Raw genomic sequence first — 26,470 nt, 5'->3', positions numbered from 1 at the left:
TAGTTATGTCTACGATTAATAGGATGAATGTGGATCAGCGCTGCGCACCCGCCGAGTCCGCGATCACGCCCGCCGTATCCGTGGTCGTGATCGTCTACAACGACGCCGCCCGGCTGCCCACGGCCGTGCGCTCCGCCCTGGAGCAGACGCTGCGGAGCGTCGAGGTCGTCGTCGTCGACGACCGGAGCACGGACGGCTCGTACGAGGTGGCGCGGCGGCTGGCCGCCGAGTACCCCGACCGCGTACGCGCCTACCAGCTGCCCGAGAACAGCGGCGGCTGCGGCGCCCCCCGCAACCACGGCATCACCCGGGCCCGCGGTGACTACGTCCTCTTCCTCGACAGCGACGACGTGCTGGAGCGCAACGCCTGCCGCAACATGCTGGAGGCCGCCGAGACCACCGGCGCCGACCTCGTCTCCGGCCTCTGCGTCCGCGTGCACGTCGACTCGCGCACGGGCAAGGAGGTCAAGTGGTACCCCTGGCTGTACGAGCGCACCCGCACGCTGGAGTCGATCTCCGAGCTGCCCGACCTGCTGGTCTTCGACACCCTGTCGACCAACAAGTGCTACCGCAGGCGGTTCCTGCTGGACGCGGGCCTGGAGTTCCCGGTCGGCATCCACTACGAGGACCTGCTCTTCTCCGCGCAGGCCTATGTGGCCGCCCGCCGCATCACCCTCATCCCCAACCGGGTGTACGACTGGCGGGTCGTGGAGAAACCGGCGGACGCGGCGGCGAAGTCGATCAGTAACCGGCGTGACGAGATCGCCAACTTCGCGCACCGCATGGAGATCCACCGCCGGGTGGACCAACTCCTCGCGGACGGCGGTCTGCTGGAGCTGAAGTTCGCCAAGGACGTCAAGTTCCTCAAGCACGACCTCGTGCTGCATCTGCGGGAACTGCCCTACCGGGACGCGGTCTACCGGCAGGAGTTCGCCGCGATCGCCCGCCCGTACCTGGAGTCGATCGACCGCGCCGCCTTCGACGAGACGGAACCCATCCACGCGATCTGCGCCCACCTCCTCCAGGTGAGCGACTGGGACAACCTGCTGCCCGCCGTGGACACGCTCACCAACCGCGACAAGATCTCCGCACCGCTCGTGGAGCGCGACGGGCGCGTGTACTGGTGCGCCGAGCACCTCGACGACGACTTCGGCCGCCACGTCCTGGACGTCACCGACCTCGGCTATCACACCAAGCCCGTCGAGAAGATGTTCCTGCGCAACGTGCTGACCCGGTACGAGGAGTCCGGCGGCACCGTCCGGCTGGCCGGGCGGATCACCAACCCGCTCGGCGTGGTCCCGCCCGGCGCCCGGCTCGGCGGACAGCTGGAGTTCTACGCCCGCCGCCCGGGCGTGCGCTTCCAGACCTTCCGCTTCCCGGTCGAGGCCGTGCGGCACGAGGGTGAGGCCATCTCCTGGGAGGCCGCGGCGGACCTCGCGGCCATCAGACCGCTGGGCATCGTGGACGCCGTGTGGGACGTACGACTCCACCTCGACGTCGACGACGTACGCACCACGACCCGCCTCACGGCCGCCGAACCCGGCCTGGCCACAGGTCAGTCGCCCGTGCGGCCCCGGCTGACCCGGCTGGTCGCCGACCGCGTCGAGCCACTGGTCTCCTCGCGCGGGCACCTCTCCTTCCGGCTCGTCCCGGACAAGAAGGCGAACGAGCTCCTCCAGCGAGGGGTGCACGGCCCGGCCGGGCGGCTCGCCAAGTCGGGCTACCGCAAGGTCAGGACCCTGCGCAAGGACATCACCTCCAGCTCCGCCAAGCTCCGCGTGTACCGCGAGGTGTTCAGCCGCCTGCCCGTCAAGAAGGGCCTCGTCGTCTTCGAGAGCCACCTGGGCAGGCAGTACAGCGACAGCCCCAAGGCGATCTACGAGGAGATGCGGCGCCAGGGGCTGGAGTTCGAGGCGGTGTGGTCGTACGCGCACAGCCCGGACGGCTTTCCGGCCGACGCCACCCTCGTACGCCGCTGGTCGCTCCCGTACCTCAAGGCCCTCGCCCAGGCCGAGTTCTGGGTCGACAACCAGAGCTACCCGCTGAAGCTGACCAAGCGCCCGGAGACCACATACATCCAGACCTGGCACGGCTCGGCGCTCAAGCGGATGGGCTTCGACGAGCCGGAGTGGAAGGTCAAGTCCCGTGGGGAGCAGGCCAGACAGCAGCGCACCCTCGACCGCTTCGACCGGTTCCTGATCCGCTCCGAGCACGATGTGCGCACGCTCGCACGGGCGTTCCGGCTCCAGGAGCGGACGCTGCTGCGGGTCGGATACCCGCGCAACGACGCGCTCGTGCAGGCCAAGGAGCGGGAGGAGACCTCCGGCATCCGTGAACGCGGGCCGCTCGCCGCCGCGTTGGGCATCCCGGGCGGCAAGGCGGTGCTCCTCTACGCCCCGACCTTCCGCCAGCGCGGCAGCGGGAAGAAGCGGTTCGAGCTGCCCTTCGACGTGGAGCGCTTCGCCGACACCTTCGGCGACCGGTACGTCCTCCTGGTCCGCTCGCACTACCTGAACCACGTCGTGCTCCCGCCCTCCGTACGCGGCCGGGTCATCGACGTCACGGCACGCCACGACATGACACCGCTGCTGGCCCTCGCCGACGGCCTGATCACCGACTACTCGTCGGTGATGTTCGACTACGCCGTCCTCGACCGGCCGATGTTCTTCTTCGCCTACGACTACGAGGAGTACGTGCACGAGGGCCGCGGGACCTACTTCGACCTGCTGGAGAGAGCGCCCGGACCCGTCGTGCGTACCGAGGAGGAACTGCACGCCGCCCTCGGCTCCCTCGACGAGCAGATGGTGAAGTACGCCTCCGCGCGGGAGCGGTTCGTCGCCGACTTCGGCGAGTACGACAAGGGAACCGCCGCCCGCGACATCGTCGACCAGTTCTTCGCCCAGTGGAGGCGCGCGTGACCCCGGACGTCCAGCGGGACATCTTCTTCGTCTCCAACAGCGTCGACGAGCTGGGCGGGGTGACCAGCTGGTCGCACCAGATGGCCCGCCTCTTCACCGAGCGCGGCCACCGCGTCCACGTCGTCGGCATCACCGAGCCCGCCGTCCCGCAGTGGCTCGGCGAACTCCCGTACCCCACCACGACGTTGTACGACGTCCATCCGCCGAGCGTCGGCCCGATGCGCGGACTCAAGGGGCGGCTCAACGTCGCCGAGCGGAAGCTGCGCGCCGACCGCGCGGCGGGCATGCACGAGCAGGCCGCCAAGCTGACCGCGCTCTTCCGTGCCGCGCGCCCCGGCGCCGTCGTGATCGTCACGCAGGTGTGGGCCATGGAGTGGGTGGCGCTGGCCGACACGAGCGGCCTGACCGTCATCGGCATGAGCCACGAGTCCTTCGTGTACTCGAAGACGACCTCGCGCTTCCAGCGGGTGCGGCGGCACTACCGGGACGTCGACCGGATGCTGGCGCTCACCCGCGAAGACGCCGACCTGTGGATCGGGCAGGGCATGAACAACGCATCGTTCATGCCGAACCCGATCCCGTTCATGCCCGAGGTGCCCTCGCCCCGCACCGAGAAGGCCGTCGTCAGCGTCGGCCGGCTGCACGACCAGAAGGGCATCGACATGCTCCTCGACACCTGGGCCGAGGTCGCGCCGCGCCACCCCGACTGGCGCCTGCGGATCTACGGCTCCGGCGAGGACGAGGACGAGCAGATCCTCAAGAAGCAGTGCACGGCGCTCGGACTCGACAACTCCGTCGAGTGGATGGGCCGTACGAGCGACGTACCCGGCGCGCTGCGCAGCGGCTCCGTCTTCGTTCTGTCCTCACGTGGCGAGGGCTTCCCGCTCGCCCTCATGGAGGCCATGGCGACCGGCCTCCCCTGCGCCGCCTTCGACTGCGCCCCCGGCGTCCACGAGATCATCCACGACGGCGAGGACGGCCTCCTCGCCACCCTCGGTAACACCGGTGAACTCGCCCGCCGACTCGACACCTTGATGTCCGACAAGGGCCTGCGGGACACCATGGGCGAGGCCGCGCGCACGAACATCCAGCGCTACACGACGGACGAGATCGTGCGGCGCTGGGAGGAGTTGTTCACGTTCTTGGAGAGGTGAGGAGCGCCCCGTAAGGGGCGCGGGAAACTGCGCGCCCAGCCACGAACAACCCGCAGCTGAGGCCCCGTAGTTCCCCGCGTGGAACTACTTACCCGTGAACTTCTCGTACTCCTTGAGCACATCCTCCGTCGGCCCGTCCAGGCGGAGCTCCCCACGCTCCAGCCACAGCACGCGATCGCACGTGTCCCGGATCGACTTGTTGTTGTGGCTCACCAGGAACACCGTGCCCGCGTGCTTGCGCAGCTCGCGGATGCGGGCCTCGGAGCGCTTCTGGAAGGAGCGGTCGCCGGTTGCCAGGGCCTCGTCGATCATCAGCACGTCGTGGTCCTTGGCCGCGGCGATGGAGAAACGGAGCCGCGCCGACATACCGGAGGAGTACGTCCGCATCGGCAGCGTGATGAAGTCCCCCTTCTCATTGATGCCGGAGAAGTCGACGATCTCCTGGTAGCGCTCGCTGACCTGCTCGCGGGACATACCCATCGCGAGGCCGCCGAGGTAGACATTGCGCTCGCCGGTGAGGTCGTTCATCAGGGCCGCGTTGACGCCGAGGAGCGAGGGCTGGCCGTCGGTGTAGATCTTGCCGTTCTCCACGGGGAGGAGGCCCGCGACCGCCTTGAGCAGGGTCGACTTGCCGGAGCCGTTGGTGCCGATCAGGCCGACGGCCTCGCCCCGGTACGCCGTGAAGGAGACGTTCTTGACGGCGTGCACCTTGCGGACGCCCGCGGCCTTCTCGGCCTTCTCGCGGCGCAGGATGCGATTGAGGGCGGCAGTGGCGCTGCCACGCCCTGCGCCGGTGCCGTTGACGCGGTAGACGATGTCGACGCGGTCGGCGATGACGGTGGGGACGCGTGCGTCCTGGGGGCCGGATTCGCTCTGGAATCCGGCTTCCTTCGTGATGATGTCAGCCACGGCCGTACGTCTCCTCAGCCTTCCAGAAGTAGATGAAACCGCCGATACCGGCGATCAGCGCCCAGCCCGTGGCGACCGCCCACACGTGCGGCGGCAGCTGGTGCGCGTGGAAGCTGTCGATCAGCGCGAACCGCATCAGGTCGATGTAGACGGCGGCCGGGTTGCACTGCAGCGCGAGCAGGACGACGTGCGGCAGGTTCTGGTGCTTCAGCATCTTCTCGATGCTCCACATGACACCCGAGACGTACATCCAGGTGCGCAGCAGGAAGGGCATGAGCTGCGCGATGTCCGGCGTCTTGGCGCCCATCCGGGCCACGACCATCGCCACGCCCGCGTTGAACATGAACTGCAGGGTGAGCGCCGGGATGACGAGCAGCCAGGACATGCTGACCGGCACTCCGAAGCAGAGCAGGATCACGACCAGCGCGGCCATCGAGAACAGCAGTTGCTGAAGCTGCTGGAGGGCGTACGACACGGGCAGCGCGGCCCGCGGGAAGTGCAGGGCGCGGACGAGGCCGAGGCTTCCGGAGATCGCGCGGGTGCCCGCCATGATCGAGCTCTGTGTGAACGTCCACACGAAGACGCCGGTGACCAGGAACGGCACGAAGTCGGGCACCCCGTGGCTGGTGCCCATCAAGATGCCGAAGATGAAGTAGTAGACCGCCGCGTTCAGCAGCGGGGTCATCACCTGCCAGATCTGACCGAGCTTCGCCTGGCTGTACTGGGCGGTGAGCTTGGCGGTGGAGAAGGCGGTGATGAAGTGGCGCCGCGCCCACAACTGGCGGACGTACTCGGTCAGGGACGGGCGGGCGCCGCTGACAGTGAGGCCGTACCGGGCGGCGAGCGCCGCGGCGTCGTCGGCGGGGGAGACCGACGTCGGGGGCGGTGTGTGGAGGACCTGGCTCACATCCGCTGCTTTCGCTCGGGGGGTGGAGTGCGCGGGTCCGTCGCTGAACGTTTCTTACGTCGTCCTTGCCGTCTTCTTACGTCGGGACGGGACCGTATCGTCGCAACGCGAGCGTAGGGCGTCAGGACGTCGGAACGCAACCGTTTCGTCGTAACGCCCTATGCTGGTCCGTATGACGACGAACGCCGACGCCCCGAAGACGCAGCCGCGCCGAAGGGCCCCCGCGGGGGCGGCCGTCCTGCGCGAGGATGTGACCGAAGCCATCCGCGCCGCCGTCTTCGAGGAACTCGCGGCCGTCGGCTACGCCCGGATGTCCATCGAGGGCATCGCGCGCCGCGCGGGCGTCGGCAAGACCGCGGTGTACCGGCGCTGGCGGTCCAAGCTGCATCTGGTGCTCGACCTGGTCTCGGCGATCGCGGTGCAGGGGCTGCCCGTCCCTGACACGGGCTCCCTGGAGGGCGACCTGCGACTCCTCTACGAGGTCACGTCCCGCGCCCTGCGTCACCCCGTCGCCGGTCAGATCATCCCGGATCTCCAGGCCGAGGCCGCCCGCAACCCGGACATCGCCGACGCCATGCAGAAGGCGTTGCGCGAGGGCCAGCAGGGGGTCGCGAGCGGGATCGTCGCGGCGGCGGCCGCGCGTGGGGAGGTGCGCGAGGGGATCGACCTGGAACTCGCGCTGGACCTGATGTCCGGTCCGCTGTACTGGCGGGCGGTCGTGGTGCGCGGGCCCAAGCTGCCCAAGGGGTATCTGGCGAGTCTGGCTCGGGCCACGGCGGCGGCACTCAAGGCTTTGTGACCGGCAGGGGCAGGGGCAGGGGCAGGGGCAGCGGCACCTGTCCCGGTGTCAGGCGGCGTGCTGCCCCCGGCCCCGCGCGAGGCTGACGCCCGCGCCCAGGGAGACGACGCCCATGCCGACGGCGGTCTGACACCCTGCGTGCCGTCGACCACGAAGGGGGCGGCAGCGGCCACGGCGAGGGGTGGACGGAGCCCCTGCACGTACCTCTGCCGGGCTTCGCCGGACGGGTACTGCGGACGGCCGAACTCACCGACCTCGCCCGTCGGTTGTCGCCCTGACCCCGGGGCATCCAAAGGCGCGGTTACGCCGCGGTCAGCCCCGCGAGCAGGTCCCCGACCGTGTCGAACGCGATCGCGCCGACCAGCGGGTTGGAGTAGTTGCGCGACCAGACGATCAGTCCGTCGCGGACGCGGGCGATCATGACGATGTCGGAGGCGAAGCTCTTTCCCGTGGGGATCACCCGGCCGTGCAGCCGGTACTCGGTGATGACGACCTCCGGGTCGGCCGTCTCGTGCAGCCGGACGTGGTCCACGGCGTCGAACTCCTGCAGCCCGACGGCCCCTTGCAGATGGGTCCGGAACGTCTCGCGGCCCACTTCCTGTCGCGGCTGGCCCGGGGCGGGGAACGGCACCTCGAAGACGGCGTCCTCGGAGAACACGTCGGCCATTTCCCCGCTCGGCCCCTGCACGGTGAGACCAAGGAAACTCTCGACGACCTCGCGTGATGTGGCAGCAGGCATGGGACACTCCTCACGAGAGAGTAAGCGGGGCGGTCACCCCGCTTATGTTGACTATACGGGGCGCACGCCCCGCTTGTCTCCGGTTCGGGAACCATCACTTCGGAGGACGGACGATTGAGCACCGGGCGACCGCTGCGAGCCGACGCGCGACGCAACAGGGAACGGATCCTGGAGGCGGCTCGGCTCGCCTTCGCCGCCGAGGGCGTCGGTGTACCGCTGGACGAGATCGCCCGCCGGGCCGGGGTCGGCGCGGGCACCGTCCACCGCCACTTCCCGACCAAGGAAGCGCTCTTCGAGGCGGTGGTGGTGGAGCACCTCGAACAGCTGACGCTCGACGCGCAGGTGGCTGTGCGGGCAGCCCAGCGGGTGGGCGAGGCCGGACCGGCGTTCTTCGCGTTCCTCGTCCGGATGGTCGGCGAAGCCGGTGCCAAACAGGATCTCGCCGACGCGATCGCTCGCACGGGGGTCGACATGGGAAGCGCGGCACAGCAGGCGGCCGCCGACCTGAGGGAGACCTTCGCGACGCTCCTGGAGCGGGCCCAGCAGGCCGGCGCCGTACGGCCCGACGTGGACGCGGCGGACGTGCAGGCGATCGTCCTGGCCGCGCTCACCGCTCAGCGTCAACGCGCCGACACGGCCCACCCCGACCGCCTCGCGGGCGTCGTACTCGACTGCCTGCGCCCCTCGGGAGACCGCTGAACAACGCCAACGCCAACATCAACGCCCATGCCAATGCCGACGCCGATGCCGATGCCGATGTCGAAGCCCTGAGCGAACAGCTCCCCGCGGGCTTGAGCGGCGTCCCTAGCATCGACGGCATGGGAGCCGAGACGACAAGGGCCACAGGGACCGCAGGGACGACGACAGCTACCTACGACGAACACGCCGACTGGTACAACGACTTCATGTCGCCGAGCGCGGGCGGCGAGTTAATCCGGCGGGTGCACGCCACGATCGAGGATCTGCTGGGGCCCGGCGAGGGGACGTGCCTGGACGTCTGTTGCGGCACGGGTGCTCACGCGCCCGCGCTGGCCGGACTGGGGTGGACGCCGGTGGGCGTGGACCTGTCGAGCGGTCAACTGCGCCATGCGGTACGGAGGTTGCCCGTCGCCGCGGCCGACGCGACGGCGCTTCCGATCGCCGACGGCTGCCTGCCCGCCGTCGCCTGCGTGCTGGCCCACACCGACGTACCCGACTACGCCGCGGTCCTGCGCGAGATCGCCCGGGTGCTGCGGCCCGGCGGGCGATTCGCGCACGTGGGGGTGCACCCGTGCTTCATCGGCGCGTTCGCCGACTGGAGCGACCGGCCGAGGATCCTGCTCGACGAGCGGTACGCCGACCGGTCCCGCACCTTCGACGCGTGGAACCCCGCGGGCGTCCGGGCCCGTGTCGGCGCCTGGCACCTCCCGCTCGCGGACCTCCTCAACGCCACCACGGCAGCCGGCCTGCGGCTGGTGCGCACCGCCGAGGCGGGCCCGGGCGGAGTCCCGGACCTGTTCGGCTTCCTCGCGGTGAAGGACTGAGCCGCCCTGTGAGGGCTGAGCCGCCGCCCTGTGAGGACTGAGCAGCCCTATGAGGCGGCGCCGGGGGCGTCCGGCGCGCACCCCCGAAGCGTGTGCGCGATGACCTTCTCCAGCGCCGCGTCCAGCGTTTCGGCGTCCAGCGTGCCGCTCACGGCGAGGGTGGCGAAGCCGTGGAGGGTGGTGAAGACCGGGGTGCCGATGTCTTCCATGGGTCCCTCGCGGACCTCGCCCCGGCGCTGGCCGTCCTTGATCATGCGCAGTGCCAGTACGTACATGCCCTGGGAGGCCTTGATGAGGCCCTCGGAGGCTCCCGGGTCGTGCTTGATCGAGAACATCAGGTCGAGGAGTTCCGCGTTGGCGGTGGCGAAGCCCACGTAGGCGCGGGCCAGGGCGTCGAGCCGGTCGGCGAAGGACTCGCCCGCCGCTTCCTGGGACGCGGCCACGGTCTCGCCGAGCCGGTCGAAACCGGCCAGGGCCAGTGCGTCCAGCAGGGCCTGCTTGTCCTTGAAGTGGCGGCTCGGCGCGGCATGGCTGACGCCGAGATCGCGGGCCAGTTCGCGCAGGGACAGGGCAGCCGGGCCCTTCTCCTTGAGCGTCTCCTCGGCGCGGGTCAGCAGCGCGGCGCGCAGGTCTCCGTGGTGGTAAGGGCGGGTCTCCATGGCCTTCATGCTAACCGGGATGTAACCACCGGCTACATTGTTGGCACCGCCATCATTGTTGTCATTGACAGCATTGTTGGCGGCGCCTACATTGAGGGTCATGAGCAGGCATCAGAAGTGGAACGCGAGCGACATCGCCGACCAGACCGGCCGTACCGCGGTCGTCACCGGCGCCAACAGCGGGCTCGGCATCGCCACCGTCGACGCCCTCGCCCGAGCGGGCGCCCACGTCGTACTCGCCGTCCGGGACGTGCGGCGCGGTGAGGCGGCCGCCGGCACCGTCGAGGGCAGCGTCGAGGTGCGCAGGCTCGACCTGGCCGACCTTGCCTCCGTGCGGGAGTTCGCCGCGTCGTGGACCGGCGGCCTCGATCTGCTGATCAACAACGCGGGCGTCATGAACATCCCCGAGGCCAGCACCAAGGACGGCTTCGAGATGCAGTTCGGGACCAATCACCTGGGGCACTTCGCCCTGACGAACCTGCTGCTGCCGTATGTCACCGACCGCGTGGTCACCGTGGCGTCGGGGGCCCACAAGATCCCCAGCAGCAACCACATGCACTTCGAGAACCTGAACCTGACGGGCGAGTACTCGCCCATGACCGCCTACAGCCAGTCCAAGCTCGCCAATCTGCTGTTCACCCTGGAGCTGCAGAGCCGTCTCGCCGCCGCGGGATCGTCCGTACGAGCCCTCGCCGCGCACCCCGGCTGGGCCGCCACCAACCTCCAGGGCGGCGACGCCAGCGTGATGCGGCGGACGCTGATGGCGGTGGGCAACCGGTTCATCGCCCAGGACAACAAGGCGGGTGCCCTGCCGACGCTGTACGCCGCCACGCAGGACCTGCCCGGCGCCAGTTACGTAGGACCGGACGGGTTCGCCGAGATGCGCGGCGGGCCGACGCTCGTCGGCCGCTCGGCCGCGGCCAGTGACCCGGTGTCCGCGGTCCGTCTGTGGAAGGCCTCCGAGGAGCTGACCGGCGTCACCTTCCCCCGGCTCGCGACCGTCTAGTCACGTGCCGCCCCCGGATGCAGCCGCACCCAGCCCTCCCACGCCGATGTGATCATGTCCTGGACGTCGTACTTGGCCTTCCAGCCCAGTTCGGCGGCGATGCGATCGGCGGAGGCGACGACACGGGCCGGGTCGCCGGGGCGGCGGGGGGTGGTCACCGGAGGGCGGTCGTAACCGGTGAGCGCGTTGACGCGGTCGATCATCTCGCGGACCGAAACGCCTTCCCCGCGGCCGATGTTGAGGGTCAGGTCCTTGCCGGGGGACGCCTGAAGCGCGCGGGCCGCGGCCACGTGGGCCTCCGCCAGGTCGACCACGTGGATGTAGTCGCGGACACAGGTCCCGTCGGGGGTCGGGTAGTCGTCGCCGAAGATGCGCGGCGGCGCGTCCTCCGTGAGCTTCTCGAAGATCATGGGGATCAGGTTGAAGACGCCGACGTCGGCCAGTTCCGGGGTCGCCGCTCCCGCCACGTTGAAGTAGCGCAGTGACGCCGTGGACAGGCCCGTGGCCCGGCCCGTCGCGCGGACCAGCCACTCGCCCGCCAGCTTCGTCTCGCCGTACGGGCTCATCGGCACGCACGGCGTCTCCTCCGTCACCAGGGCGTCGTCCCGCGCGGTGTACGGCATGCCGTACACCGCGGCCGAGGACGAGAAGACGAAGGAGTGGACCGACGCGGCCGTCACCGCTTCGAGCAGCACCCGCAGGCCCTCGACGTTCTCCCGGTAGTAGTGCAGGGGGAGGTCCACGGACTCGCCGACCTGCTTCTTCGCCGCCAGGTGGACGACGCCGGTGACTGAGTGGTCCGCGAGCGTCCGGGTCAGCAGCTCGCCGTCCAGGGTCGAGCCGACCACCAGCGGGACGTCGGACGGCACCCGCTCGGCGATGCCCGTGGACAAGTCGTCGTAGACCACGGCCTGTTCGCCCGCGTCGCGCATCGCGCGGACGACATGCGCCCCGATGTAGCCGGCGCCGCCAGTGATCAGCCAGGTCATGTGTGGTCGTCCCCTCGTCAGTGAGTCCGTCGGGTGCGTGTGTGCGCGGGTGCCCGTGCGTGTGTGGTGCGGTCGCGTATCAGTGAAGCAGGCGCTTGAGGCGACGGCGTACCACTTCGGTCATTCCTCGCCATCCGGACGCCGTGCGCAGCGCGAGCGCCCCGGCGTGCGTGCGGTACGGCTGCACCAGCAGGACGCCGTGGCGGGCGTCCAGGACCGCGCGGCGGCGCAGCAGGCCGGGGTCCGCGAGCGCGTGCGCGGTGACCTCGCGGCTCGTGCCGTCACGGAAGCGGAGGCGGGCTCGCAGGTCCCAGGTGCCCGCGCCCAGCGCCGACAGGTCCACCGGCGTCTCGGCCGACCAGGTGTCGCCGTACCGGTCCGGCACGAGGGCCGCCTCGAGGCGCAGGCCCACGCGCCCCCCCTCCCGGTGCGTGAACTCCACGTCCACCGACTTCGGACCTGCCTCCGCCATCCGCCCGTACAACTCGTGCAGGCGCAGCCGCAGTCGTGTGCCACGCGCGCGGGGACGCAGTTCCGCGTCGACGGCGGCGGGGAGCTGGTGCGCGGGGCGCAGCAGGAAGTGGTCCAGCGTGACGCGCGGGAGGTCGTCCGACCAGATGGGTGTGGAGTCGGAGGCGCGGGCGTAGGGCGGGAGCAGCCGGGCCGGGCGGGCCGCGAGCTCCTTGAGGCGGGGCAGGTCGCGGGGCTCGGGGGAGGCGAGGACGACCCGGGCGACCAGGCGGCCGGGGGCGGTCGGGTTGACGGTGAAGTCGGCCGCGTCGAACATCGACAGGTACGCGCGCGTGAGGTCCCACCACGCGCGGCGGTACTCGGGTGAGCGCAGCTCCAGTTCGCGCGTGTACATCCGCAGCTCGTGGTCGAGGAACTTGGCGTGCGCCGCCCGCGCGAGCCGCTTCTCACCGGCGCCCAGGAGGATGTCGTACGCGGCCTGGTTCGCCTCGGTCCTGGCCCGCCAGTTGTCGACGTCCGCGCGGTCCAGCGAGATCGACAGGCGCGCGGCGGTGCGCCGTACGTGCCAGACGTACACCGTGTCGGGGACGAGCGCGATGCGCGGTCCGGCGGCCAGCACGCGCGCGGTGAACACGAAGTCCTCGTAGCGGAAGCGGCCTTCGGGGAAGCGGATGCCGTGCTCGCGCAGGAAGTCGGTGCGGTACAGCTTGTTGACGCAGAGCGTGTCGTGCACCAGGCGCGGGCGCCGTGCGGGGTGGGAGACCAGCGCGGGCCGCGCGTACAGCGCGCGCTCCCAGGGGACCTCGCGGCCCGAGGGCAGCTCACGGCGCACGCACAGCCCGGACGCGACCTGGGTGCCCCGCTCGACCGCCGCCCCCAGTAGCGCGTCCACCGCGCCGGGCGGCAGCACGTCGTCGCTGTCCAGGAACATCACGTACGGGGCTGTCGCGGCGTCGATCCCGGCATTGCGGGGGCTGCCGCAGCCGCCGCTGTTGACCGGGCGGCGGATCACCTTCAGGCGTGGCTCGTCGGCGGCGAGGCCGTCGAGGAGGGCTCCGCTGCCGTCCGTCGAGCAGTCGTCGACCGCGACCACCTCACGGACGGCCGGTCCCTGGGCGAGCGCCGAGCGGACCGCGTCCGTCACGTGGGCGGCGTCGTTGTACCCGATGACGACCACACTGACCTGTGAGTGGTGAGGGTTCATGGCTTCCACGGGCCGGAATCGTAGGTGTTGCGAGTAATTTTCCGTTAAGAGGTACTTAGTGTCTCGTCCGGAAGACGACAGGAATTGGGTGTGGGTGGCGTGCGGGATCGTCGCATTTCATCCCGTCTGTCGTGGTTGCGTGGAAGCTTGACCGTCACCACCGCGCGAAACGGCAGGGCGGGCGCGAGCGGGCGGCGGTGTGCGTCGAGACGCTCGTCACGGCCGAATCGTAGGCCGCGCGGATGCCATTTAAGTGGTGATACACCGTCAATGACCGTCAAACGTTGGCTAATCGCACAAAATTTGCCCATGGTGAGAGCATGGGTGAGGCGGTCGAGGCTCGGACGTCCGGAGGTCGTTGCCGTTCTCCTGCCCGTGCTCGTCATGCTCACGCTCGGGCTCTGGAGGCTCGACCGCGGCGGCATGTGGCGCGACGAGGCCGTCACCTTCCAGGTCGCGCGGCGCTCGGTTCCGCAGATCTGGCAGCTGCTGCACACCGTGGACGCGGTGCACGGCCTGTACTACCTCCTGATGCACGCCGTACTCGCCCCGCACCCCGGCGAGGTCGCCCTCCGGCTCCCCTCGGTCTGCGCCGCCGCCGCCACCGCGGGCCTCGTCGCCGCCCTCGGCGTCCGCCTGTGCCGCCCGCGGGTCGGCCTGTGGGCGGGGCTGCTGTACGCCGTCACGCCCATGACCGGGCACTTCGCCCAGGAGGGCCGGTCGTACGCGCTCGTCGCGGCAGGGGCGGCGGGGGCGACGCTGCTTCTGGTGCGGGCCGTGCGCTTGGGCTCTGGGGGCTGGTGGGTCTACGGCGTGACCGTCGCCGTCACGTGTCTGCTGCACGAGATGGCCGCGCTGCTGCTGCTCGGGCACGCGGCAACGCTGGCGCTCGCGCGGGTGCCGGCGCGGGTGTGGCGGGGGTGGGGAGGTGCGGCCGGGGCCGTAATGCTGCTGCTGCTGCCGCTCCTCCTCGTCTCGCAGCGGCAGTCCGCGCAGGTCGCATGGCTGCCGAGGCCGGATCTGGAGAGCGTGGACCGCCTGCTGGAGGCGTTCACGGGGCCTGCGGTGGCCGGCCCCTGTCTGGTCCTCATCGTCGTCGCCGTGCATCCGCCCTTCGCCGGGCGCGGGCTCACTCTCCAGACGGTCGCCCTGCCCCTGATGGTGGTTCCGCCCGCGGTGCTGATCGGCGTTTCACAGTTCTCGCCGTTGTACGACGACCGGTATGTGCTGTACGCGCTTGCGGGGGCGCCGCTGCTTGTCGCGGCCGGGGCCGAGCGCCTGGCCGGGGCGGTGAGCCGGCTGTGGGCCACTCGGCCGGAAGGGGGCATCCCGCGTCCACTGCTCGCCCCCTTTGCCCGTGTCCCCGCCGTCCCCCTATTCCGCGTCCCGGCCGTCTCCCTTTCCCGCGTCCCGGCGGTCGCCCTCGTCGGTGTCCTGGCCATCGCCCTCGCGCTCGTCTGCCAGCTGCCCCTCCTCCGGCAGGACCGCATCCCCGACCGCCGTCCCGACAACCTCGCCGCCGTCTCCGCGGTCGCCGGGCGGGAACTGCGGCCCGGGGACCCGGTGTTGTTCGTGCCCGCGCTCGCACGGCGGTCGGCCCTGGCGTATCCGAAGGGGTTTCACGGGGTGCGGGATGTGGCGCTGAGGGTGCCGGCGCCGGTGTCCGGGACGTTGTACGGGAAGGAGACGGGCCCGGGTGAGTTGCGGCGGCGGCTGGAGCGGCTCGACCGGGTGTGGGTGGTCACCGAGCCGTTCGCGCTGCGGCCGACCTGGTATCCGTCGAGTGCGACCGAGCAGGTCAAACTCGCCGTCGTCTATGAGGAGTTCGTCGCGCGGCAGGAGGTCGTACGCAAGGGTGTGACCCTGCGTCTGTACGTCCGCCGTCCTCCTATCCGGCTCGTGGACTGGGCGGCCGCCGACTAGGGCCCCTCCGGCAGGTGGGCGCACCGGACCCCGCGTCCCCGGCACGATCCGCCGGGCACGGCCTAGGCGCAGCCGGGTGTCTCGTCCAGCGCCGCCTCGTCCAGTGCCGCCGTCAGACGGTCGAGGCGCGCCCGCAGCTCGCGGATCTCCTCCAGGCCGGCACCCGTCGCCGCGGCGATCCGGCGCGGCACGAGCAGCGCGCGCTCGCGCAGGGCGACGCCCTCGTCGGTGAGCTGGACATGCACGGAGCGCTCGTCGCGGGCGCTGCGCTCACGGCGTACGAGACCGGCCGCCTCCAGCCGCTTGAGCAGCGGCGACAGAGTCCCGGAGTCGAGCCGCAGATGCTCGCCGACCTTCTTCACGGGCAGCTCGCCGTGCTCCCACAGCACCAGCATCACCAGGTACTGGGGGTAGGTGAGCCCGAGGTCCTTGAGGAGCACGCGGTAGACGCTGCCGAAGGCGCGCGACGCGGCGTTCAGGGAGAAACAGATCTGCTGGTCGAGACGGAGGTAGTCCCCGTCGGGCGAGACCTGGGGGCTCGGGGCGGGGGTCGTGGCGGGGGTCGCGGAGGTCGGGGTCGGCGTGGCGGTCATGCGTCCAGGGTAGCTCTTGCCTGCCATTGAGTTGTGCACAATTTAATTGCGTGCTCTAATTGGGGCCGTGAGGCGGTCGGACCGGCCGCCCCGGCAAGACTTCGACCTGAGAGGGATGGTCCCCATGGACGCGCTCTACACCGCTGTCGCCACCGCCACCCACGGCCGCGAGGGCCGCGCCGTCAGCTCCGACGGCAAGCTCGACCTCCAGCTGGGCATTCCGGTGGAGATGGGTGGCAGTGGCCAGGGCACCAACCCCGAGCAGCTGTTCGCCGCCGGTTACGCCGCCTGTTTCGCCAGCGCCCTCGGCCTCGTCGGCCGTGCGGCGAAGGTCGACGTCACCGAGGCCGCCGTGACCGGCGAGGTCGGCATCGGCAAGCAGGGCGAGGGCTTCGGCCTCGCGGTCACCCTCCGCGTCGAGCTGCCCGACACCGTGGACGAGGCCACCGGCCGCAAGCTGGTCGAGCAGGCCCACCAGGTCTGCCCCTACTCCAACGCGACCCGCGGCAACATCCCGGTCGAGATCGTCGTCGAGTAAGGCGACTGAGCCGAGCCGGCAAGTCGAGCAAGGCGGGTAGGTCGAGCAAGGCCGGCAACCGGACCGGTCAGCGCCCGCCGTCGCCGACCCGCGCGAGCACCTCGCCCGTCTCCCGGCTCCACGCCACCACCGTCGCCTCCCCGGGCACCCGCCGCCAGCGCGTCAGCAGCAGCCAGCGGACGTGGTACCGGTGGGCGACGGCGGTGCGCTCGGCGCGGGTGGACGCCGGGTCGAGGTAGCCGCGGACGGCCGCGAGCCGCCGCAGCCGCTCCGACTCGTCGAGGGCCGCGTCGCGCCGGGCGGGCGCGACGAGGTTCGCGCCGTAGCCCGCGATCAGCCGGCCGGAGTAATACCCGTCGGTGATGACGACCTCGCCGGGCCCGATGTACCGCGCCGCCCAGACGTACGTCGGCCAGCGCGGCGGCTGTTCGAAGCCGACCGGGTCGAGCGAGCGCGGCACGACCGCCCCGGCCTGCACGGTGAGGAACCCGACGCAGGCCCCCGCTGCCGCCGCCCACCCCAGAAGGCGACGCCAGGATCCCCACGGCCGCGGCGCTGCCAGCTCCACCGCGAGCGCGAACTGCGGCGGCACCAGCGTGAGCCCCAGGATCCCGCCGTACGCGAAGTGTCCGCCGACCCGGCCGTACGCCACGACCAGGCACTCCAGCGCGAACATCAGCACCAGCGGATCGCGCCACCAGTGCCCCGCGCTCCGGGCCGCCCGCCGCGCCCGCAGCCACAGCGCGGGCACCCCGGTCAGCGCCAGCCAGAAGTGGCCGGGCATCCCCTCGTACATCGCCTCCGTGCCGCCGCTGTCCCCGGTCGGCGTGAAGGCGTCGAAGTACGGCCAGCCGTACGCGACCAGCAGCGCCGCCGCACTCGCCAGCGCCCACCGGCCCACGACGGCCGCCCGCCACCCGCGCTGCCACCCGGCCACGAACGCCACCGCCCCGAGCACCGCCGCGATCGACGTGATCGGGTGCACGAGCAGGATCAGCCCGTAGAGGGCGCCGATCCCGGCGTACCCGGAGAAGCTCCGCAGCCCGCTCGGGCCGACGTACCGCACCGTGCCGCCGATGCCTCCCGCGCGCGTGCCCGTCAACGCCCAGGCCCAGAAGGCCAGTCCGACGGCGAACGTCGACGGGTCGCCGAGGTTCGCCGTCATCGGCATCAGTCCGAGACAGCCGCTCGACCAGGCGGGCTCGGTGCCCCACAGGAGCGTCATGGCGAAGAGCGCCAGGACCGGCGCCCATGGACGAGGCGTCAGGACGCGGACGAAGCGGCCGATGCCCGTCAGCAGCACCAGCAGGTTCACCGGGGCGGTGAGCCGGACGACCTCCCAGCCCGCCAGGCCCGTCAGCCGTGCGAAGGCCCCCTGCGCCACGGCGTACGGCGAGTAGTACGGGCTGCCCGCGCCCGGCAGGTCCGCCGTCGGGTGGAGCGGGTGGAGAAGGCTCGCCCTGAGGCGCTCGACGACCGCCGCGTGCCGGCCGGCGTCGCAGCACAGCGGGACCCGCCAGTAGGCGAGCGACATCACCAGCCAGAACAGGCCCCCAAAGACCTGATACGGAGTCGGGCGCCAGGAGCCACCGCCGCGCAGCGCCGTGGCGCCGCGCGCGGCCCGCCGGACGAAGACGTCGGCGCTCACCGGGTGGCGGCGGGGGAGCGGGAGGGCTGGGCGGAGGGGCGCATTCATCGCATTTTCCCTCTCGCGTCAGCTCGCTCTCCTGTTGTCACACCTTCGAGTGATGAATGTGGGGGAGTGCGTTCCCTGCGGAATCGCACCGCCGCGCGTGATAGGCCATTCGATGATGTGGAAAGCAGAGAGGTTCCTCCGACCGCCGTCGTTGCCACGTGACCAACGTGTGCTCCTTTTCTTTTTCTTGCTGTTCGCCCTCATATTCGCCGCGGCGCAGTCGGGGCAGATCCAGGGGCGTGCCGCCATGGACACACGCCAATACGTGGCCCACAGCTACATGCTGCAAGGGGTCGGCAGAGAGGAGGCCTCTCGGCGATCGGTGGACTATTTCTGTGACAGCGTGCGGGTCAGCTCCGTGCGGCGCGCGAGCGCGGATCTGGGGCACTACCGGGACAAGAGCACCGGAAAGGCCGAGTACGAGAAGTGCCGGAAGTGGATGGGAGGCCGCGTCACGCGTAATGCGGGGCGCACCGATATCACCGGTTACATGGCGCTCTTCTGCGATCCCCGCCTCTCCGTGATCTTCGCGACCCGGCCCGGATATCCCCTGTACACCGTCCCCTTCATCCGTGTGTTCGGTCTGGTCCTCGGCCTGTGGGCGGCGTCGCTCGTGGCGACGGTCCTGGCCAGTGGCTTCGTGGTCCTGATTCTGCGGACGCTGGGGGTCTCCGTTCCCCTCGCCCTCCTGGGACAGGTGCTGTACTACGCGCTGCCGACGGGGAAGGAGTCCATGCTGCCGCTGTGCGAAGGGCTGCTGCTGAGCGTCCTGCTCGCGGCCGTCCTCGGATGTGTCCGCATACTGCGGGGCCGGATTCGGTCGGGAACGGCGCTATGCCTTTCGGCGTTCGCCGTCGCGGCAGTGGTCAAATACGCGCAGACCCTGTTGGCCGTCGCCGGAATCGCGGCCATGACCGGACTCCTCGTCTGCGTGCGCTGGGTACGGCGACGGGAGTTCTCACGGCCGGAGTTGGCGGTCCTCGCCGCGACGGCGGCGTTCGCGGTGGCGCTTCAGCTCGTCATCTCCGCTTTCGGGCTGCCGAGTACCCGGTCCAGTCTCGACGACCTGCTGTCCATTCACTACACGAGGCGCATGGCCCCTCATCCCCTGCACGAGTTCCTGCGCCTGAGCATCGCGTTCTGGCGAGAATGGCTGCGCGACTCGTTGGTGCAGCCGCTGGTACTGCTGCTCCTCGCGGGCGGGGCATGGGGAGCCTTCCGGTACCACCGCCCGTTCGGGTGCGTGATCGCCGGGATCGCCGTCGCGGGCGTCGTCAACCAGGCCGGACATCCCGAGGCGTCCATGGGGCCACGGCTGATGGTGATGGCGATGCTGCTTCCGGTGTGCGGCATCCCGCTCCTTGTCGAGAGCCATGCGAGACGGCACCGCACGCGGGAGCCGGACGTGGTCCTGCCCCCTCGTGTGGGCCGTCAGTCGCCGGCTCCCGAGACCACCTCGCGCTGACCTCGCGGCTGAGCTCCTGCTCAGCCGCGTCCGGGTCGGCCGCGTCCAGGTCAGCTGTACTCGGGAAGGCGCTCCGAGCGGTCGGCGGCCGCGGGGATGGTGATCATCGCTCCGCCGTCGGCCGACGCGTCCGTCTGCTCGCCCAGCAGGACCTGGCGTACGACGCGTTCGGCCGCCCGCCCGTCGTCGTACTCGCAAAAGCGCTCCCGGAACGCCCTGCGCAGGCGGGTCGACTCCGCGTCCCGCCAGGCGCCGGAGACGAGCAGCTTCGCCAGTTCCTCGTCGGAACGTGTGACGTGTCCCGGTGGCTCGGCGGTGATGTCGAAGTAGGCGCCCCGGGCCGCCTGGTAGGCGGCCCAGTCGTCGGCGTGCACGACGATCGGCCGGTCGAGGGCCGCGTAGTCGAACATCAGGGCCGAGTAGTCGGTGATCAGGGCGTCGCTGGCCAGCAGGACGTCCTCGACGTGCGGCTCGTCGGTGACGTCGGTCAGCGTGCCGCGGCGGTGCAGATCGCGCAGCAGCAGTGTCCGTTCGTGATGGCGGGCCAGGTTCGGGTGCAGGCGGACGAGCAGCCGGTGTCCGGGGCCGAGCGAATCGGCCAGCGCCTCCAGGTCGACCCGCCAGACATGGCCGCCCTTGCGGTAGTCGCGAAGCGTCGGCGCGTACAGCAGGACCGTCTCCGACGGCTGGATGCCGAGCCGGTCGCGCACCTCGGCGGCGCGCGCGGTCCCGTCCTGGACGAGGACGTCGTTGCGGGGGCTGCCACTGCGCAGTGACGTGAAGCGACAGGGGTAGGCCCCCTGCCAGATCTCCTCGGAGTACCGGTTCGCGACCAGGCTGAGGTCCCACCGGTCGCTGCGCCGCAGCATCCCGCGGACGTCCGTGCCGTGCCGGGCCCCCGGACGGTCCAGGAGGTCCAGCGCCATGTACTTGAGCGGAGTGCCCTGGTGGGTGTGGATGTGCACGGCGCCGGGGCGCTTCACCAGGTCACCGCCCCAGTTGCGGTTGTTGACCCAGTACGTCGCCCGCGCCATCACCCGGTAGTAGCGCCAGGATCCCAGCGTCACATGCTCCATGCCCGGTGGCAGCAGCTCCACCGCCTCGGGGTGGATGACCCACACGTTCCGGAAGTGTGGCGCCAGTTCGGTGGCCCGCGTGTGCACCGCGTAGGGATCGCCGTTCACGGCACGGCTGTGCCCGGCGGAGTAGACGGCGAGCTTCGGGTCCAGGGCACGCTTGAGCTGGACCCGGTACCAGCACCGCATGATCTGCCGGGCGACCACCGCGCGCAGCTTCCGCTTCCTGTTCCCCAGCGCGCCCCGCACGCGTCGCAGAGCGCCGAGGGCGACATGAGCGGGATGCGGAGCGACGGCCAGCAGCCGGAACTCCGCCCGGCGTCCGCCGAGCGGTGGGACGAAGCCCGGCGGCAGATGCCTGCGGTAGAACGCCCGGGTCCGCCGGTAGAACTCCCTCCGGTCGCCGCGGAGCACCCGTTCGGGGCGGGCCAGGGTGAACAGCATGTGGTCCAGGGCCCGCTCGAACAGCAGCGGTCGGGCCCAGTCGAGGCCGGGCCGCTCGGCGAGGAAGGCGAACAGCCCCTCGTACTGCGCGAAGATCTCGAAGTGCCGGCGCCCGGGGGTACGGGTGATCGCGCCCTGGCGCCGCTGCCGGTACTCGACACCGACGCGGTCCAGACAGGCGATCCGCTCCGCCGTGACCATCGTCTTGTAGGTGACGGGGGCGTCTTCGTACAGCCCCGGCGCGTACTGGAAGCCGTGCCGGAGGAAGAAGTCCCGGCGGTAGGCCTTGTTCCAGGCGACCAGGAACAGCTGGAGGTATTCGGGGTGGTCGCGGATGCTGAACGTGCTGGTGCCGGCCTGTTCGAGGAGTCCGGCGGCGTCGCTGCGGCCACCGCGGCCCCACCAGTGGGTGCGCACATGGTCGAAGACCAGGATGTCGGGGTCGCGGGTCACGTCGAGCCGGTCGGCGACCGCCCGCAGCAGTCCGGGCGTGTAGCAGTCGTCGCTGTCGAGGAACAGGACGTAGTCACCGGTGGCGTGCGGAAGGCCCGCGTTGCGGGCGCGGCCCAGGCCCACGTTCTCGGGCAGGTGAACGGCCTTCATCCGCGGGTCGCGGGCCGCGTACTCGTCGAGAATCGCTCCGGAACCGTCGGGCGAGCAGTCGTCGACGGCGATCACCTCGAGGTCGGTGAACGACTGGCCGAGCACGGAGTCGAGGCATTCGCGAAGGAACCCCTGGACCTTGAAGACGGGGACGATGATGGTGAAGCGGGGCACGGTGTCAGCTCCTCGGGGCGGTCGTCACGGCGGCGGGCGCGGCGGTCGGCACGGCGATCGTCACGGCGGCGGGCGCGGGCGTGCGGTGCGCGAGCGGAACCGGCGGCTCGATGGCCTCGGCCGGTTCCCCGAGCAGCACGCGGCGTACGACACGGTCGGCGGCGCGGCCGTCGTCGAACTCGCAGAACCGGGCGCGGAACCGGGCGCGCAGCGCGGCCGATTCGGCTCCCGCCCAGGACCCGGAGCGGAAGACGGCGGCCAGTTCGTCGGCGGTGCGGGCGACCGGGCCGGGCGGGGAGCCCAGGAAGTCGAAGGTGACTCCGCGCGTCTCGCGGTACACGTCCCAGTCGTCGGCGTACACGACGATGGGCCGGTCCAGGTTGGCGTAGTCGAACACGATCGACGAGTAGTCGGTGATGAGGGCGTCCGCGGCGAGACAGACGTCCTCGGACGAACGGTGCGCCGTGACGTCGATGATCCGCTCGTCGCGCAGGCGTCCCTGGTCGCCGTCGTAGAAGTAGTGGGCGCGCAGCAGCACCACGAAGTCGTCCCCGAGGGCGTCGCACAGCGCCTTCAGGTCGAGCTGGGTGTTGAACCCGGTGTGGTAGTCGCGGTGCGTCGGCGCGTACAGGAGCGCTGTGCGGCCTTCGGGGACACCGAGCTGCTTGCGAATGCGGTGCACATCGGACGCCGACGACGTGTAGTAGACGTCGTTGCGCGGATAGCCGTACTCGAGCATCTCGTACGAGGACGGGAAGGACCGTTCCCACACCTCCGTGGAGAGCCGGTTCGAGCTGAGGTTGTAGTCCCAGCGGTCGACCCGGCTCAGCAGGCGGTCGAAACTTCCGGTGGCGGCGGCGACCACTGGGTACTCGGCCTGCTCGATGCCCATCTTCTTCAGCGGGGTGCCGTGCTGGGTGGACAGGTGGACGGTGCCGGGGCGTTTGACGACCGCCCCCTCGAAGTTGGCGTTGTTGACGAGGTACTTGGCGCGCGCCAGCACCTCCCAGTAGCGGCGGCTGCCGATCACCGCGTGATCGATGTCCTTCGGCAGATGCTCCACCGCCTCCTCGGTGACGAGGAACACCGAGCGGATGTGCGGGGCCAGCCGCTGTGCGGCCGAGTGGATCGCGGCCGGGTTGCAGGCGTAACCACGACCCCAGTACGCGCAGTACACGGCCAGGTTCTCGTCGATGGGCCTGCGCAGATACGCCGCGTACATACCGCGCGCGCGCCGAGCGGGACCCGGCATCAGTGAAGTGGCCCGCTCCGCCGCCTGGTTGGCGCCGCGCAATGCCCGGAACGCGCTGTACGCACCGGTCGCGAGCAGCCGGTGCTGTACGCCGAGACTGCCCGACGGCGGCCGGAACCCGGCCGGGCGGTGGCGCCGGTACAGCCTGCCCGCCCGGCGGAAGAAGGCCCGGCGCAGGCGCGCGGGCAGCCGCTCGGGGTGCGCCGCCGTCTTCAGGACCACGGCGAAGAGGTGCCCGAACAGTGGCCTCAACCGGGCGGCGGGCAGCTGCTGTTCGATGGCTCGGGTCAGTACCAGCTCGACCTGGTCGAGGAGTTCGAGCTGGTGCTCGCCCGGCGTGTTGAGCCGGCTGCCCTGGCGTCGCAGGTGATGCCGTACGCAGACCGAGCGCAGCACGTCCGCCCGCTCGGCCGCGAGGGCGACCAGGCCGCCCCACCCGGCGTCCGTGAAATGCCCCTCGGGGAACACCAGTTGGTGCCCGGCGAGGAAGGCGCGACGGTAGGCCGCACTGAACGCGGGGACCTGTACGCCGATGACCCGCGGGTCCTTGTCGAGCGGGGGCGTGCTCGGCTCGCCCTCCCACCAGTGCACCCGTTCGTGCTCGAAGTAGAGGACGTCCACATCCTTGTGCAGCTTGGTGTCCAGGGCGGCCAGCGCGCCCGGCACCAGCACGTCGTCGCCGTCGAGGAAGAGCAGATACGTGCCCGTCGCCGCGGCCATGCCGGAATTGCGCGCCGCGCTCAGCCCGCCCGACGGCGGCGAGTGAACCGGGGCGACCCGGGAGTCCCGCGCGGCGTACGCGGCGGCGACCGTCCCGGCCGGTGAGTCCGGCGCGTCGCAGACCGGGATCAGCTCGAAGTCGCCGAAGGACTGGCTGAGGACCGAGTCCAGCGCTTGGGCCAGTCGCCCGGCGACTCCATGGGTGGGCACGATGACGCTGAAGCGGGGCATTCTGCTCTTTCTCTCAAGGAGCGTTCTCTCAAGGGACGCCGAGCCGGGGTTTCATCGGCCGGGTCGTCCGGCGGGCCGCCAGGTGGCAGGCCGGGTGGGCGTGGGCCGCGAGGGGCTGGAGGGCACGCGGACTCCGGTTCAGAGGTTCTCGGTGACGGGGACGGCGCCACCGGGGGGCGGCACGGTCGCCAGGGGAGCGGTCGGCCGGGCCTCGATGGCCGAGGGGACGGGGTGGCGCTCGGCGAGCGGGATGAACGGCGGTAGACCGGCTGTCTCGCCGAGCACCACACGGCGTACGACGCGCTCGGCGGCGCGCCCGTCGTCGTACGGGCAGAAGCGCTCGCGGAACGCGGCCCGCAGCTGCGTGGAGCGCGAGCCGCGCCAGTGCCCGGTCGCGAAGATGTCGATCAGCTCGTCCTCGCTGCGCGCGACCGCGCCCGGCGGGAAGGCGCGCAGGTCGAAGTAGGTGCCGCGGGCCGCCTCGTACGCCTCCCAGTCGTCCGCGTGGATGACGATCGGCCGGTGGAGGCCCGCGTAGTCGAACATCAGGGACGAGTAGTCGGTGACCAGGGCGTCCGAGGCGAGGCACAGGGACTCGATGCTCGGGTGGTCGGACACGTCGATCAGCCGGCCGCCCGCGGCGTGTGTCAGCGGGGCCTCGTACGAGTGGTGGGCGCGGGTCAGCACGACGAAGCGCGGACCGAGCTGGCGCAGCACGCGCTCCAGGTCGAGGGGGCGGCGCTGGGTGCGGCGGTAGTCGCGGTACGTCGGCGCGTACAGGACGGCGACGGAGCCCTCGGGGATGCCGAGCGACTCGCGCAGCCGTGCCACGTCGACCGAAGTCGCCTGCTGGAACACGTCGTTGCGGGGCAGGCCGTACTCCAGCGTCGTGAACCCGGCCGGGAAGACGCGCTCCCACACCAGGGTGGAGTGGCGGTTTGCGGACAGGCAGTAGTCCCACTTGTCGGCGCTGCGCAGCAGCTCGGTGAAGTCCGTGTCGCGGGCGGCCGCCGGGCGGTCCTGGAGGTCGAGGCCCATGTGCTTGAGCGGGGTCCCGTGCTGCGTCTGGATCATGATCTGGCCGGAGCGCTTGACCAGCCGTCGGTCGAAGTTGACGTTGTTCACCAGGTACTTGGAGCGGGCGAGTGCCGTCCAGTACGCGGCGGTGCCGGGCCGCAGCCTGCGCGTCGAGGCGGGGATCGTGTGGTGGTGCTCGGGGTGCGCGATCCACGCGGTGCGGACGCGCGGCGCGAAGGTGCGGAACGCGGACTCCAGGGCGCCCGGATTGCAGCCGTGGCCGCGGCCCCAGTAGCTGGAGAAGACGGCGCGGTCGGAGCGCAGGGGGAGGCGGAGCTGGACACGGTAGTGGAGTTGGAGCGCGGCGCCCCGGACCTTGCGAAGCAGTCGTGAACCGAGGTGCAGGGACTGCCGGTTGAGGTACGACGCCAGGGACAGCAGGCGGAAGGTGCGGTGGGTGCCGAGGCGGACCATCGCGTGCCGCAGACGAGTGCGGGCGCGGACGGGGGCGCCCGGCGTGCGGTAACGGCGGTAGTGGGCGCGGGCCCCGCGCAGGAACTCGGCGCGTGAACCGGCCGGCAGCCGGTCGCGCTTGAGGAACAGCGTCGAGAAGTGGTCGATCATGCGGCGGAACAGGACCGGGCGCCAGTGGGCCAGCTCCGGGTGCGCGTCGATGTGCGCGAAGACACGGTCGTACTGCTCGAAGATGTCGAAGTGCTTGCGGCTGCTGGTGCCGAGGATGCTGCCCCGGCGGCGCTGCCGGTAGTGGACGCAGACCCGGTCGAGGGTGGCGATCGTCTCCGCGGACATCAGCGCCGGGTAGGTCCAGGGCGTGTCCTCGTAGTAGCCGGACGGGAAGGTGAAGCCCTCGCGCTCGACGAACTCCCGGCGGTACGCCTTGTTCCACACCACCATCAGCACCCTGAGCAGCCCCGGCCGGTCGTCGAGCCGGAACGGCGCCGGGCCCTCCTCCGTCAGGTGCTCCGCGAACTGGTTGCGGACCGCCTCGCCCGACCAGTACGTGCGCGCGTAGTCGTAGACCAGGACGTCCGGTTCGGAGGTTTCCTTGATGCGGTCGGCGATCGCGCGCAGCGCGTCCGGGGTGAGGGTGTCGTCGCTGTCCAGGAAGATCAGATAGTCGCCGCTCGCGCACTTCAGGGCCGCGTTGCGGGCGCGGCCCAGACCGACGTTCTCCGGCAGGTGCAGGGCGTGCACCCGGGCGTCGCGGGCCGCGAACTCGTCGATGATCGCGCCGCCGGCGTCGGGCGAACAGTCGTCCACCGCGATCAGTTCGAGGTCCGGGTAGGACTGCTCCAGTACGGATTCAAGGCATTCATGCAGGTACGCCTGAACCTTGAACACGGGGACGATGACACTGAACCTGGGCAAGGGACATCCATGGGTCGGCGTGGGCATACCTGCCCGGGAACGGCCGAAGGGGTGACTTGGTTACGCCAGAT

The 26,470-nt window shown here is 70.9% G+C and carries 20 protein-coding genes; 9 read left to right on the top strand and 11 right to left on the bottom strand.

Features of this window, described 5'->3' with window-relative positions; all coding sequences use genetic code 11:
- The first annotated feature begins 23 nt into the window (after nt 1-23).
- Together ACZ4WS_RS41700 and ACZ4WS_RS41695 are read left to right on the top strand one after the other, a co-directional pair.
- Nucleotides 24-2,918: a bifunctional glycosyltransferase/CDP-glycerol:glycerophosphate glycerophosphotransferase gene (locus ACZ4WS_RS41700; protein ID WP_467988477.1), complete on the top strand. Its 2,895-nt coding sequence runs from the start codon at nt 24-26 to the stop codon at nt 2,916-2,918.
- On the top strand, nt 2,915-4,072 hold the full coding sequence (locus ACZ4WS_RS41695; RefSeq protein WP_467988475.1) for a glycosyltransferase: 1,158 nt from the start codon (nt 2,915-2,917) through the stop codon (nt 4,070-4,072). The genes ACZ4WS_RS41700 and ACZ4WS_RS41695 overlap by 4 nt, the downstream gene beginning before the upstream one ends.
- An 84-nt stretch (nt 4,073-4,156) precedes the next feature.
- Here ACZ4WS_RS41695 and ACZ4WS_RS41690 read toward each other — a convergent pair whose 3' ends face one another.
- Together ACZ4WS_RS41690 and ACZ4WS_RS41685 are read right to left on the bottom strand one after the other, a co-directional pair.
- The gene (locus ACZ4WS_RS41690) at nt 4,157-4,972 is read right to left on the bottom strand and encodes an ABC transporter ATP-binding protein (protein WP_467988519.1); all 816 of its coding nucleotides are present in this window, start codon (nt 4,970-4,972) and stop codon (nt 4,157-4,159) included.
- Between the two features lies 1 nt (nt 4,973).
- On the bottom strand, nt 4,974-5,888 hold the full coding sequence (locus tag ACZ4WS_RS41685) for an ABC transporter permease (RefSeq protein ID WP_467988474.1): 915 nt from the start codon (nt 5,886-5,888) through the stop codon (nt 4,974-4,976).
- A 172-nt stretch (nt 5,889-6,060) separates the two neighbouring features.
- Between ACZ4WS_RS41685 and ACZ4WS_RS41680 the strand changes: the two genes are divergently transcribed.
- The gene (locus ACZ4WS_RS41680) at nt 6,061-6,687 is read left to right on the top strand and encodes a TetR/AcrR family transcriptional regulator (RefSeq protein WP_467988473.1); all 627 of its coding nucleotides are present in this window, start codon (nt 6,061-6,063) and stop codon (nt 6,685-6,687) included.
- 301 nt (nt 6,688-6,988) lie between these two features.
- On the opposite strand, the gene ACZ4WS_RS41675 is transcribed toward ACZ4WS_RS41680, so the two are convergent.
- Nucleotides 6,989-7,426, bottom strand: a complete 438-nt coding sequence (locus tag ACZ4WS_RS41675) for a nuclear transport factor 2 family protein (RefSeq protein ID WP_467988471.1) — start codon at nt 7,424-7,426, stop codon at nt 6,989-6,991.
- Between the two features lie 114 nt (nt 7,427-7,540).
- Here ACZ4WS_RS41675 and ACZ4WS_RS41670 point away from each other — a divergent pair, with 114 nt between their 5' ends.
- Complete coding sequence (locus ACZ4WS_RS41670; protein ID WP_467988469.1) at nt 7,541-8,125, top strand: TetR/AcrR family transcriptional regulator; 585 nt, start codon at nt 7,541-7,543, stop codon at nt 8,123-8,125.
- Nucleotides 8,126-8,244: 119 nt separating this feature from the next.
- Entirely contained in the window at nt 8,245-8,949 is a 705-nt protein-coding gene (locus ACZ4WS_RS41665) for a class I SAM-dependent methyltransferase (RefSeq protein ID WP_467988467.1), read from the top strand.
- Between the two features lie 47 nt (nt 8,950-8,996).
- Here the strand turns inward: ACZ4WS_RS41665 and ACZ4WS_RS41660 are convergent, their stop codons facing one another.
- Complete coding sequence (locus ACZ4WS_RS41660; protein WP_467988466.1) at nt 8,997-9,608, bottom strand: TetR/AcrR family transcriptional regulator; 612 nt, start codon at nt 9,606-9,608, stop codon at nt 8,997-8,999.
- Between the two features lie 100 nt (nt 9,609-9,708).
- Here ACZ4WS_RS41660 and ACZ4WS_RS41655 point away from each other — a divergent pair, with 100 nt between their 5' ends.
- The gene (locus tag ACZ4WS_RS41655; protein WP_467988464.1) at nt 9,709-10,614 is read left to right on the top strand and encodes an oxidoreductase; all 906 of its coding nucleotides are present in this window, start codon (nt 9,709-9,711) and stop codon (nt 10,612-10,614) included.
- Here the strand turns inward: ACZ4WS_RS41655 and galE are convergent.
- Together galE and ACZ4WS_RS41645 are read right to left on the bottom strand one after the other, a co-directional pair.
- Nucleotides 10,611-11,603: a UDP-glucose 4-epimerase GalE gene (galE, locus tag ACZ4WS_RS41650; RefSeq protein WP_467988463.1), complete on the bottom strand. Its 993-nt coding sequence runs from the start codon at nt 11,601-11,603 to the stop codon at nt 10,611-10,613. The two genes, ACZ4WS_RS41655 and galE, sit on opposite strands and share 4 nt — an antisense overlap.
- Before the next feature lie 79 nt (nt 11,604-11,682).
- The gene (locus tag ACZ4WS_RS41645) at nt 11,683-13,278 is read right to left on the bottom strand and encodes a glycosyltransferase family 2 protein (protein ID WP_467988517.1); all 1,596 of its coding nucleotides are present in this window, start codon (nt 13,276-13,278) and stop codon (nt 11,683-11,685) included.
- Between the two features lie 309 nt (nt 13,279-13,587).
- Between ACZ4WS_RS41645 and ACZ4WS_RS41640 the strand changes: the two genes are divergently transcribed.
- Nucleotides 13,588-15,201, top strand: coding sequence for a glycosyltransferase family 39 protein (locus tag ACZ4WS_RS41640; protein WP_467988461.1), 1,614 nt, complete (start codon nt 13,588-13,590; stop codon nt 15,199-15,201).
- 62 nt (nt 15,202-15,263) lie between these two features.
- On the opposite strand, the gene ACZ4WS_RS41635 is transcribed toward ACZ4WS_RS41640, so the two are convergent.
- A complete protein-coding gene (locus ACZ4WS_RS41635; protein WP_467988459.1) occupies nt 15,264-15,794 on the bottom strand; it encodes a MarR family winged helix-turn-helix transcriptional regulator in 531 nt (176 codons plus the stop codon).
- 124 nt (nt 15,795-15,918) lie between these two features.
- Here ACZ4WS_RS41635 and ACZ4WS_RS41630 point away from each other — a divergent pair, with 124 nt between their 5' ends.
- The gene (locus ACZ4WS_RS41630) at nt 15,919-16,332 is read left to right on the top strand and encodes an organic hydroperoxide resistance protein (RefSeq protein ID WP_467988457.1); all 414 of its coding nucleotides are present in this window, start codon (nt 15,919-15,921) and stop codon (nt 16,330-16,332) included.
- A gap of 67 nt (nt 16,333-16,399) precedes the next feature.
- On the opposite strand, the gene ACZ4WS_RS41625 is transcribed toward ACZ4WS_RS41630, so the two are convergent.
- A complete protein-coding gene (locus tag ACZ4WS_RS41625; protein ID WP_467988516.1) occupies nt 16,400-17,980 on the bottom strand; it encodes a hypothetical protein in 1,581 nt (526 codons plus the stop codon).
- Between the two features lie 295 nt (nt 17,981-18,275).
- Here ACZ4WS_RS41625 and ACZ4WS_RS41620 point away from each other — a divergent pair, with 295 nt between their 5' ends.
- Nucleotides 18,276-19,493 carry a hypothetical protein gene (locus ACZ4WS_RS41620; protein WP_467988455.1) on the top strand — a complete coding sequence of 406 codons (1,218 nt, stop codon included), beginning with the start codon at nt 18,276-18,278 and terminating at the stop codon, nt 19,491-19,493.
- A gap of 50 nt (nt 19,494-19,543) precedes the next feature.
- Here the strand turns inward: ACZ4WS_RS41620 and ACZ4WS_RS41615 are convergent, their stop codons facing one another.
- The 3 genes from ACZ4WS_RS41615 to ACZ4WS_RS41605 form a co-directional block, all read right to left on the bottom strand.
- On the bottom strand, nt 19,544-21,790 hold the full coding sequence (locus ACZ4WS_RS41615) for a bifunctional glycosyltransferase/CDP-glycerol:glycerophosphate glycerophosphotransferase (protein WP_467988454.1): 2,247 nt from the start codon (nt 21,788-21,790) through the stop codon (nt 19,544-19,546).
- A 4-nt stretch (nt 21,791-21,794) separates the two neighbouring features.
- Entirely contained in the window at nt 21,795-23,993 is a 2,199-nt protein-coding gene (locus ACZ4WS_RS41610; RefSeq protein ID WP_467988452.1) for a bifunctional glycosyltransferase/CDP-glycerol:glycerophosphate glycerophosphotransferase, read from the bottom strand.
- Between the two features lie 138 nt (nt 23,994-24,131).
- Nucleotides 24,132-26,399 (bottom strand): bifunctional glycosyltransferase/CDP-glycerol:glycerophosphate glycerophosphotransferase, encoded by a 2,268-nt coding sequence (locus ACZ4WS_RS41605; RefSeq protein WP_467988450.1) that lies wholly within the window; start codon nt 26,397-26,399, stop codon nt 24,132-24,134.
- Between the last annotated feature and the right edge of the window lie 71 nt (nt 26,400-26,470).

It is taken from the genome of Streptomyces sp. NPDC029292 (genome assembly GCF_055569295.1).
Note: the sequence above shows the minus strand (reverse complement) of the source record. Positions and strands in the feature narration are given on the sequence as shown.

Bases quoted from the DNA above. Each gene is read 5' to 3' on its own strand.
- ACZ4WS_RS41680 (WP_467988473.1), top strand. From the start codon at position 6,061: ATGACGACGAACGCCGACGCCCCGAAGACGCAGCCGCGCCGAAGGGCC.
- ACZ4WS_RS41635 (WP_467988459.1), bottom strand. From the start codon at position 15,794: ATGACCGCCACGCCGACCCCGACCTCCGCGACCCCCGCCACGACCCCC.
- ACZ4WS_RS41645 (WP_467988517.1), bottom strand. From the start codon at position 13,278: ATGAACCCTCACCACTCACAGGTCAGTGTGGTCGTCATCGGGTACAAC.
- ACZ4WS_RS41700 (WP_467988477.1), top strand. From the start codon at position 24: ATGAATGTGGATCAGCGCTGCGCACCCGCCGAGTCCGCGATCACGCCC.
- ACZ4WS_RS41660 (WP_467988466.1), bottom strand. From the start codon at position 9,608: ATGGAGACCCGCCCTTACCACCACGGAGACCTGCGCGCCGCGCTGCTG.
- ACZ4WS_RS41655 (WP_467988464.1), top strand. From the start codon at position 9,709: ATGAGCAGGCATCAGAAGTGGAACGCGAGCGACATCGCCGACCAGACC.
- ACZ4WS_RS41675 (WP_467988471.1), bottom strand. From the start codon at position 7,426: ATGCCTGCTGCCACATCACGCGAGGTCGTCGAGAGTTTCCTTGGTCTC.
- ACZ4WS_RS41610 (WP_467988452.1), bottom strand. From the start codon at position 23,993: ATGCCCCGCTTCAGCGTCATCGTGCCCACCCATGGAGTCGCCGGGCGA.
- galE (WP_467988463.1), bottom strand. From the start codon at position 11,603: ATGACCTGGCTGATCACTGGCGGCGCCGGCTACATCGGGGCGCATGTC.
- ACZ4WS_RS41620 (WP_467988455.1), top strand. From the start codon at position 18,276: ATGGACACACGCCAATACGTGGCCCACAGCTACATGCTGCAAGGGGTC.
- ACZ4WS_RS41640 (WP_467988461.1), top strand. From the start codon at position 13,588: ATGGTGAGAGCATGGGTGAGGCGGTCGAGGCTCGGACGTCCGGAGGTC.
- ACZ4WS_RS41630 (WP_467988457.1), top strand. From the start codon at position 15,919: ATGGACGCGCTCTACACCGCTGTCGCCACCGCCACCCACGGCCGCGAG.
- ACZ4WS_RS41665 (WP_467988467.1), top strand. From the start codon at position 8,245: ATGGGAGCCGAGACGACAAGGGCCACAGGGACCGCAGGGACGACGACA.